The sequence below is a fragment of the Inquilinus sp. genome (genome assembly GCF_057815775.1).
The window spans coordinates 1-7853 of the sequence record NZ_JBYRFX010000225.1; the positions used below are offsets into that span (position 1 = coordinate 1).

Here is a 7853-nt window from a genome sequence, read left to right on the forward strand (position 1 = left end):
ACTCCACGGAACCCGCTTCAGCAGATCGTGGAACACGCTATTGTGATGCCGCACGGTGTTGCTCCGTTCGTGTCCAGGTGACGCGCCAACGTCCTGAACTCGAGCTGAATCAACACCGTGCGCCCTGTCCACCTTTTCTCAGCCGGACACCCGTGGATCAAGTCCGGGCATGACAGCTTAAAGTTGACGGCGGTGTGGGGCCGCAGTCCTCAGTCCTCCGCCGGCTTGGCCAGTGGCACCAGCGCCTCGGCCGGCACCACGGGCAGGACGATCCTCGACGGATGCGCGCGGTCGAGCCACACGCGGTTGGTCGCCACCCGCTGCAGCCGCCCCGTGCCCTCCGGCTCGCCGCTGTTCGGGTTGACGTCGTATTTCGGGAAGTTGCTGGAGGAGATGTCGAGCCGGATGCGGTGGCCGACCTTGAACAGGTTGGCGGTGGCGAAGGGCTCGATGGTGATGGCGTAGATCCGGCCCGGCTCCAGCGGCGACGGGCTCTCCCAGCTGTCGCGGTAGCGGCAGCGCAGGATGCCGCCAGTCAGGTTCAGGGCGAAGCCGCGCGGGTCGTCCGGCGTCGGCGGATGCACGTCGACCAGCTTGGCGGTGAAGTCGGTGTCCGGCGCGTCGGAGGAGACGAACAGCCGGATCTCGATCGGGCCGACCACCGCCATGTCCTCGGTCAGAGGTGCTGTCTGGAACACCACCACATCGGGGCGGGACGACAGTGGCAGGCCGGGCCGGCGGCTGCCGAAGAAGCGGTCGCCTTCGGTCTGGTCGAAGCCGCCGCCCTCGAACACCGGCTGGCCGGAGGTCAGCGACCCGCCGATGGTCGGCACCGGATTCGCCGGGTCGAATGGGTAGGCGATCGACGCCTCCGCCGCCGCCGGCACCGCCGGGTCCAGCCGGCCGTCTGCATGCAGATGGTAGTCGGTGAAGAGGGTGCCGGGCAGCGGCCAGGCCGGCGCCGCGATCCAGCCGCCGCCATGGTCCAGCCGGCCCTCCGCGGTGCGCCGGCCGCTGCCGCCGCCCATCAGGAACAGCCGCGCCGTCGGCTCCGCCTCGGCCCCGTTGTCGACGCCCTTCAGCCAGCGGTCGAACCAGCGGCGGCGGAACTGCAGCCAGCCTTCGGTGACATTGCCGTCGACCGTCGCCGCCGGCCCGAACTCGGTGTCGCCCGAGAAGGTGGTGTTGCGGTTGCCGTGCAGCCACGGCCCCATGATGAGCTGCACCGGCGACGCCCGCCCGCTGAGCGCCGCATAGTTCTCCATCGTGGTGCGGACATAGGCGTCGTACCAGCTGGACATCAGCACCATGGGCACGTCGGGGAAGCGGTCGTAATAGCCCTCGGCGTAGATGCCGAGCTGCTTCCAGTAATCGCCGAACGACCCCTGGGTCCATTGCTCGAACAGGAAGGCCTCGTATTCCGGCACCGCGCGCACCGGCGAATGGCCCGGCCGCCACGGCATGGCGGCGAACCAGGCGCGCAGGTCCTCCGCCTCCAGCGCCGCCAGCACCAGCGGGTCGGCCAGCGCCGCCGGGCTCTCCTTGGCCTGGTTGAACGCCCAGGTCGCCTGCTTCAGCTCGAATGCGCCGCCCTGGCGGATGCCGCAGTGGTAGGAATTCGAGAAGCCGCCGGAATCCACCACCATGCAGGCCAGGCCGGGCGGGTTCAGGCAGGCCAGGGCGAACTGGGTGTGCGCGGCATAGGACAGGCCCATGGTGCCGACGGTGCCGTTCGACCAGGGCTGCGCCGTGATCCAGCCGACCGTGTCGAAGCCATCAGGCCCTTCGGAGGTGTATGTGGTGAACACCCCCTCCGACCCGTGCCGGCCGCGGCAATCCTGGTAGATCACGGCATAGCCGGCGGCGACGAAATGCGCCGCCACCTCCGGCCGGGTCATCGGCCCGTCCATGCCGATTCCGATCTCGGAGCGCGACAGCTCGGTCTTGCCGTAGGGCGTGCGCTCCAGGATCGCCGGCAACGGGGCGTCGACGCCGATGCGGTGGCCGGCCGGCAGGTAGATGTCGGTCGCCAGCCGGACGCCGTCGCGCGCCGTCACCATCTGGTCGCGCAGAACCTGGATCTCGCTCACTTGGCGATCTCCGCATAAGTGGCCAGCGTCCATTCGTTCTTGTTGGCACGGTAGGTGATGCCGTCGCGCGCCGCCCAATGCACGGTCGGGAAATACAGCGGCACGATGCCGACATCGCCGAAGCCGATCCGCGCCGCCTGTTCCAGCAGCTGGTTGCGCTTGGCCTCGTCGAACTCGGCCAGCGCCTGCTTCAGCGTCGCATCGAACTCCGGGTTCGAATAGCGGGCGCGGTTGAAGGCACCCATGCCGGCGTCCTTGTCATAGGTCGCCAGCACGTTGGTCAGGGCGTTGGCCGAATTGCTGTTGCTGTTGCCGAAGCTGAAGATGAAGGCGCTGTACTCCTGCTTCGACGCGGCGCTGGCATAGACGTTGTAGGGCTGGGTGACCACGCCGTTGATCTTCAGCCCGCCGCGCGCCAGCATCTGGCCGATCGCCTGGGCGATGTCGGCATCGCCGGCGAAGCGGTCGTTCGAGGAATGGATGGTCAGGCCGAAGCCGCTGGCATAGCCGGCATCGGCCAGCAGCGCCTTGGCACCGGCGGCGTCATAGGCTTCCGGCATCACATCGGTGGCGTAGCCGCCCAGGCCTTCCGGCACCAGCTGGCCGGCGGCCTCGCCCGACCCGCTCAGCAGGCGCTGGATGATCAGGTCGCGGTTGATCAGCTTGGACACGGCCAGGCGCACGCGCTTGTCCTTCAGCGGATTGGCTGCCAGGGGCTGGCCGTCCTTGTCGGTCACGAACGGGCTCTGGTCCCGCGCCGAATCCAGCGCCAGGTAGATCAGCCGGCCGGAGGTGGTGGAATAGACCTTGGCCTTGCCGCTGTCGTTGACCGTGGCGACATCGGACGGCGGCACCCCGTCGATCAGGTCGACCGACCCGGACAGCAGCGCCGCGATCCGCGCCGCATTGTTGGAGATGAACTTGATGGTGACGTTCTCGAAGGCCGGCTTGTCGCCCCAGTAGTTCGGGTTCGGCGCCAGCACCAGGCGGTCGCCCGGCACCCATTCCTTGAAGATGTAGGGGCCGGTGCCGACCGCCGCGGCGCCGGAATTGAAGTCGTTGGTTGTCTTCCCCTCGGACGCTTTCTTCGAGACGATGTAGACGAGGCCGACCTGTTCGATGAATTGCGGCGTCGGCGCCTTGGTGGTGAAGCGGATGGTCAGCGGGTCGACCGCTTTCATCGCCGCGATGCTGCCGACCGCACCGGAGAAGGGGGCAGGGCTGTTCGGCACCGCCTTGGCCCGCTCCATCGAGAAGATCACGTCGTCCGCCGTCAGGTCGGACCCGTCGCTGAACCTGACGCCGGGGCGCAGCTTGACCTCCCAGGTCGTCGGGTCGACCGAGCTCCAGGACAGGGCCAGCGCCGGCTGCACCTGCAGATTCTCGTCGGTCTGCACCAGCCGGTCGAACATGTGCTGCGAGATCGACTGGTTGTTGCCGGTGCGCGAGAATTGCGGGTCGATGGCGGAAGGTTCGGTCGCCGTGCCGATGATCAGGTCGGCGGCCTGGGCGAAGCTTGTGCTCATGGCACTCAGGGCCAGGGCCAGGGCGATGCCGCCCAGGGTCTTCCGCATCATCGACATCGTGCTCTCCTCTGTTCGGTCGGGTGGGCGCGTTCGGCGCTTCAGATCAGGTGGCAGGCGGCCTGGTGGCCTGATGCGACCGGGCGCAGGGCCGGGCGCTCGCTGCGGCAGCGGTCGGTCGCCATCGGGCAGCGCGGGTGGAAATGGCAGCCGCTCGGCGGGTGCAGCGGCGACGGGATCTCGCCCTTGACCGTCTCGAACTTCCGCTTGCGGTTGCTCAACCGCGGCACCTCGTTCAGCAGGGCGACGGTGTAGGGGTGCAGCGGCCGGTCGAACAGCTCGGCGGTCGATGCGGTCTCGACCACGCGGCCGAGATACATGATCACCACCCGGTCGCTGATGTGCTCGACCACGCCGAGGTCGTGGCTGATGAACAGATAGGTCAGGCCGAGATCCTGCCGCAGCTCCAGGAACAGGTTCAGGATCTGCGCCTGGATCGAGACGTCGAGGGCGGCGATCGATTCGTCGCAGACCAGGAAGTCCGGCTTCACCGCCAGGGCCCGGGCGATGCCGATGCGCTGGCGCTGGCCGCCGGAGAACTGGTGCGGGAAGCGGTCGCGATAGGCCGGGTCCAGCCCGACCCGCTGCATCACCGCCTGGACATAGGCATCGGTTTCGCGCCGCCGCACCAGGCCGTGCACCCGCGGCGCCTCGCCGATGATGTCGCGCACCCGCTTGCGCGGGTTCAGCGAGGCGAAGGGATCCTGGAAGATCATCTGTGCTTTGAGTTTCGCATCGCGCGCCGCGTCGCCGGACAGCCCATCGACATCGCGGCCGCGCCAGCGCAGGGCGCCGTCGCTCTTCGGCAGGATGCCGGCCATCATCCGGCCCAGCGTTGACTTGCCGCAGCCGGATTCGCCGACCAGCCCCAGCACCTCGCCCGGCGCGATCGCCAGGTCGACCGCGTCGACGGCATGCACCGTGCGCTCCTCGATCCGGGCGCCCAGGAAGCGCGCCGCCTTCTCGGCATAATCCAGCCGTTTGGTAAAGCGCTTGGCCAGGCCGGCGGCCTCGATCAGGGGTGTGGTCATGCCCGGCCTCCGAGTTGCGGGTGGAAGCAGCGGAATTCGCGATCGGCCAGCCGCGTCGCCGCCGGCACCGCCAGGCAGGCGTCGGTGGCATGGCCACAGCGCGGCCGGAAGGCGCAGCCATCGGGCAGCGACAGCGGGGAGGGGGCCATGCCCGGGATCTGGAACAGCGCCTCGCCGCGCGGCCGGTCGCCGGGCACCGAGCCGATCAGGCCGATAGTGTAGGGATGTGCCGGCCGGTCGATCACCTCGTCGACCGTGCCGGTCTCGACCACCTTGCCGGCGTACATGACGCAGATCCGGTCGGCCAGGGCGGCGACCACGGCCAGGTCGTGGCTGACCCAGATCAGCGCCGTGCCGGTCTCGCGGCACAGGGTCTGCACCTGGGCCAGGATCTGCGCCTGGATGGTGACATCCAGCGCCGTGGTCGGTTCGTCGGCGATGATCAGGTCGGGCTTGTGCAAGAGGGCGATGGCGATCGCCACGCGCTGGCGCATGCCGCCGGAGAACTGGTGCGGGTACGCCTTCAGCCTTTCCTCCGGCGACGGGATGCCGACCCGGCCCAGCGCGTCGCGGCAGCGCGCCACCGCCTCGGCCCGCGACACCCGCTCATGCGCCTGGATGGTCTCGACCATCTGGGTCTCGACCCGCAGCACCGGGTTCAGGGTCATCATCGGGTCCTGGAAGATCATGGCGATGCGGTTGCCGCGCAGTTGCCGCAGCCGCTCCGCCGGCAGCGTCGCCAGGTCCTCGCCCTTGAACAGGATCCGGCCGCCGACCACCCGGCCGGGCGGGTCGACCAGGCCGAGGATGGAAAAGCCGGTGATCGACTTGCCGGAGCCGGATTCACCGACCAGCCCCAGGATCTCGCCGCGGTCGACCGTGAAGCTGACGCCGTCGACCGCGCGCACCGTGCCGGCCTTGGTGAAGAAATGCGTCTGCAGGTTCTCGACGCTCAGCGTGGGCGCGGTCATTTCTGCAGCCTTGGGTTCAGGGCCTCGCGCAGGCGATCGCCGACGATGTTGATCGAGAAGATCAGGGCCAGCAGCAGCAGGCCGGGGAACACGCTGATCCAGTACAGGCCGGCCAGCAGCACCTGGTAGCCATTGGCGATCAAGAGGCCGAGCGACGGTTCGGTGATCGGCAGGCCGATGCCGAGGAAGCTCAAAGTCGCCTCGGCCGCGATCGCATGGGCGACCTGGATGGTGGCGATCACGATCACCGGCGGCAGGCAGTTGGGCAGCAGATGGCTGAACAGGATGCGGGTCTTGCTCAAGCCCAGGCACTGCGCCGCCTCGACATACTCCTTGCCGCGCTCGACCAGTGCCGCGGCGCGCACGGCCCGGGCGAAATAGGCCCATTGCACGAAGACCAGCGCCAGGATGACCTTGCCGACGCCTTGGCCCAGCACCGCCAGCATCATCAGCGCCACCAGGATGGTGGGGAAGCCCAGCATCAGGTCGACGAGCCGCATGATCAGCGTGTCGATCCTGCCGCCGAAATACGCGGCGACGAGGCCCAGCGTGGTGCCGACGGCCAGGGCGAACAGGCCGGCCAGCACGCCGACGCTCAGGCTGGTGCGCAGCCCGTACAGCATCGCCGACAGCATGTCGCGGCCCTGGGCGTCGGTGCCCAGCCAATAGGTCCAGCCGTCCATGCTGTCGCTGCCCGGCGGCAGGCGGCCATCCATGATGCTGAGCGAGGCGAGGTCGTAGGGATCCTGCGGCGCGATCCAGGGCGCGAACAGGGCGACCAGGATCAGGGCCAGGCAGGCGATGGCGGCCAGGGTGGCGGCCTTGCTGTCCAGCACGCCGCGCAGGGCCTGGGCGAGGATGCCGTCCCTCATGCGTCGGACAGCCGGACGCGGGGGTCGAGCACGGAATACAGGATGTCGACCACCAGGTTGATGGCGATGAACATGGCGACCACGATCAGCAGGTAGGCCACGATCACCGGCCGGTCGAGCCGCATGATGCTGTCGATGATCAGCTTGCCGACGCCGGGCCAGGCGAAGATGGTTTCGGTCACCGTGGCGAAGGCGATCAGCGACCCGAACTCCATGCCGACCACGGTGACGATCGGGATCAGGATGGTCTTCAGCACATGCACAAAGATCACCCGCCGTTCGGTCAGGCCCTTGGCCCGGGCGAATTTGACGAAGTCCAGCGGCAGGGTCTCGCGCATGCCGCTGCGGGTCAGGCGGATGATCAGCGAGACGTTGAACAGCGACAGGTTGATCGCCGGCAGGATCAGGTGGATGAAGCCGTCCCAGGTCGCCAGGCTGGTGTGCAGGCCCAGGATCGCGCCGGTGGCGCCGCGGCCGGTGGAGGGCAGCCAGCCGAGCATGACCGAGAACACCATGATCAGCATCATGCCCTGCCAGAAGCTGGGCAGGCTGAAGCCGAGGATCGAGCCGGTCATCACGGTGCGGTCGAAGCCGCTGCCGGCCTTCAGCCCCGACAGCACGCCGAGCGGGATGCCGACCACCAGCGACAGCAGCAGGGCGACGAAGGCCAGCTCCAGCGTCGCCGGCAGCCGCTCGAAGATCAGGCTGATCGACGGCTGGTTGAAGACGAAGGACCGGCCGAGGTCGCCATGCAGCGCATTGCCCAGGAAGGTCAGGTATTGCTGCCACAGCGGCCGGTCGAGGCCGAGCGACTGCACCGCTTGGGCGATCTCGGCCTGCGACGCGTCGGCCGGCACCAGGATCTCGATCGGGTTGCCGATGGCATAGATGCCGACGAAGACGAGGAGCGAGGTGACCAGCAGGACGAAGCTGCTCTGCACCAGCCGGCGGATGATGAAGACGGTCATGCCCGGCCTGATGGGGCCTGGGTGCGCGAATCCCGCATCTGCGTCCCTGCTTCGCTTATGATGGGCCGGCCGGGCGGACCCGGCGTGGCGAGGGGGACACTAGGCGTGGGACAGAACGGCCCGCAACATCATGCGGAATCCGCATCGGGCTATGCGCATTTGATGCGCGGCGGCCGCTCCGCCGGATGCTTCGTGTCGCCGATATCTGTCCGGCCGGCATGAACGTCAAGCAGTTGGAAGCCTTCAAGGCGATCATGCGCAGCGGCTCCACCACCGCGGCGGCGGCACGGCTCGACCTGTCGCAATCGGCGGTCAGCCGCCTGCTGACCCAGCTGGAG

7 protein-coding genes are annotated in these 7853 nt (G+C 68.5%); 1 reads left to right on the plus strand and 6 read right to left on the minus strand.

Features of this window, described 5'->3' with window-relative positions:
• Nucleotides 1–209: 209 nt before the first annotated feature.
• The 6 genes from AC3XYG_RS08095 to AC3XYG_RS08120 are packed head-to-tail and all read right to left on the minus strand — an operon-like array spanning nt 210 to nt 7515.
• Complete coding sequence (locus AC3XYG_RS08095) at nt 210–2090, minus strand: CocE/NonD family hydrolase (RefSeq protein ID WP_489139304.1); 1881 nt, start codon at nt 2088–2090, stop codon at nt 210–212.
• Complete coding sequence (locus AC3XYG_RS08100) at nt 2087–3673, minus strand: ABC transporter substrate-binding protein (RefSeq protein ID WP_489139305.1); 1587 nt, start codon at nt 3671–3673, stop codon at nt 2087–2089. Before AC3XYG_RS08100 ends, AC3XYG_RS08095 begins: the two co-directional genes overlap by 4 nt.
• Before the next feature lie 41 nt (nt 3674–3714).
• Nucleotides 3715–4704 carry an ABC transporter ATP-binding protein gene (locus AC3XYG_RS08105; protein ID WP_489139306.1) on the minus strand — a complete coding sequence of 330 codons (990 nt, stop codon included), beginning with the start codon at nt 4702–4704 and terminating at the stop codon, nt 3715–3717.
• Nucleotides 4701–5675, minus strand: a complete 975-nt coding sequence (locus AC3XYG_RS08110; protein ID WP_489139307.1) for an ABC transporter ATP-binding protein — start codon at nt 5673–5675, stop codon at nt 4701–4703. Before AC3XYG_RS08110 ends, AC3XYG_RS08105 begins: the two co-directional genes overlap by 4 nt.
• The gene (locus tag AC3XYG_RS08115; RefSeq protein ID WP_489139308.1) at nt 5672–6547 is read right to left on the minus strand and encodes an ABC transporter permease; all 876 of its coding nucleotides are present in this window, start codon (nt 6545–6547) and stop codon (nt 5672–5674) included. The genes AC3XYG_RS08110 and AC3XYG_RS08115 overlap by 4 nt, the downstream gene beginning before the upstream one ends.
• Complete coding sequence (locus tag AC3XYG_RS08120; RefSeq protein WP_489139309.1) at nt 6544–7515, minus strand: ABC transporter permease; 972 nt, start codon at nt 7513–7515, stop codon at nt 6544–6546. The genes AC3XYG_RS08115 and AC3XYG_RS08120 overlap by 4 nt, the downstream gene beginning before the upstream one ends.
• Before the next feature lie 218 nt (nt 7516–7733).
• On the opposite strand from AC3XYG_RS08120, the gene AC3XYG_RS08125 reads away from it, so the two are divergent.
• Nucleotides 7734–7853, plus strand: a 120-nt coding sequence (locus tag AC3XYG_RS08125) for a LysR family transcriptional regulator (protein ID WP_489139310.1), incomplete at its 3' end; no start/stop codon positions are given.

Bases quoted from the DNA above. Each gene is read 5' to 3' on its own strand.
- AC3XYG_RS08100 (WP_489139305.1), bottom strand. From the start codon at position 3,673: ATGTCGATGATGCGGAAGACCCTGGGCGGCATCGCCCTGGCCCTGGCC.
- AC3XYG_RS08105 (WP_489139306.1), bottom strand. From the start codon at position 4,704: ATGACCACACCCCTGATCGAGGCCGCCGGCCTGGCCAAGCGCTTTACC.
- AC3XYG_RS08110 (WP_489139307.1), bottom strand. From the start codon at position 5,675: ATGACCGCGCCCACGCTGAGCGTCGAGAACCTGCAGACGCATTTCTTC.
- AC3XYG_RS08115 (WP_489139308.1), bottom strand. From the start codon at position 6,547: ATGAGGGACGGCATCCTCGCCCAGGCCCTGCGCGGCGTGCTGGACAGC.
- AC3XYG_RS08120 (WP_489139309.1), bottom strand. From the start codon at position 7,515: ATGACCGTCTTCATCATCCGCCGGCTGGTGCAGAGCAGCTTCGTCCTG.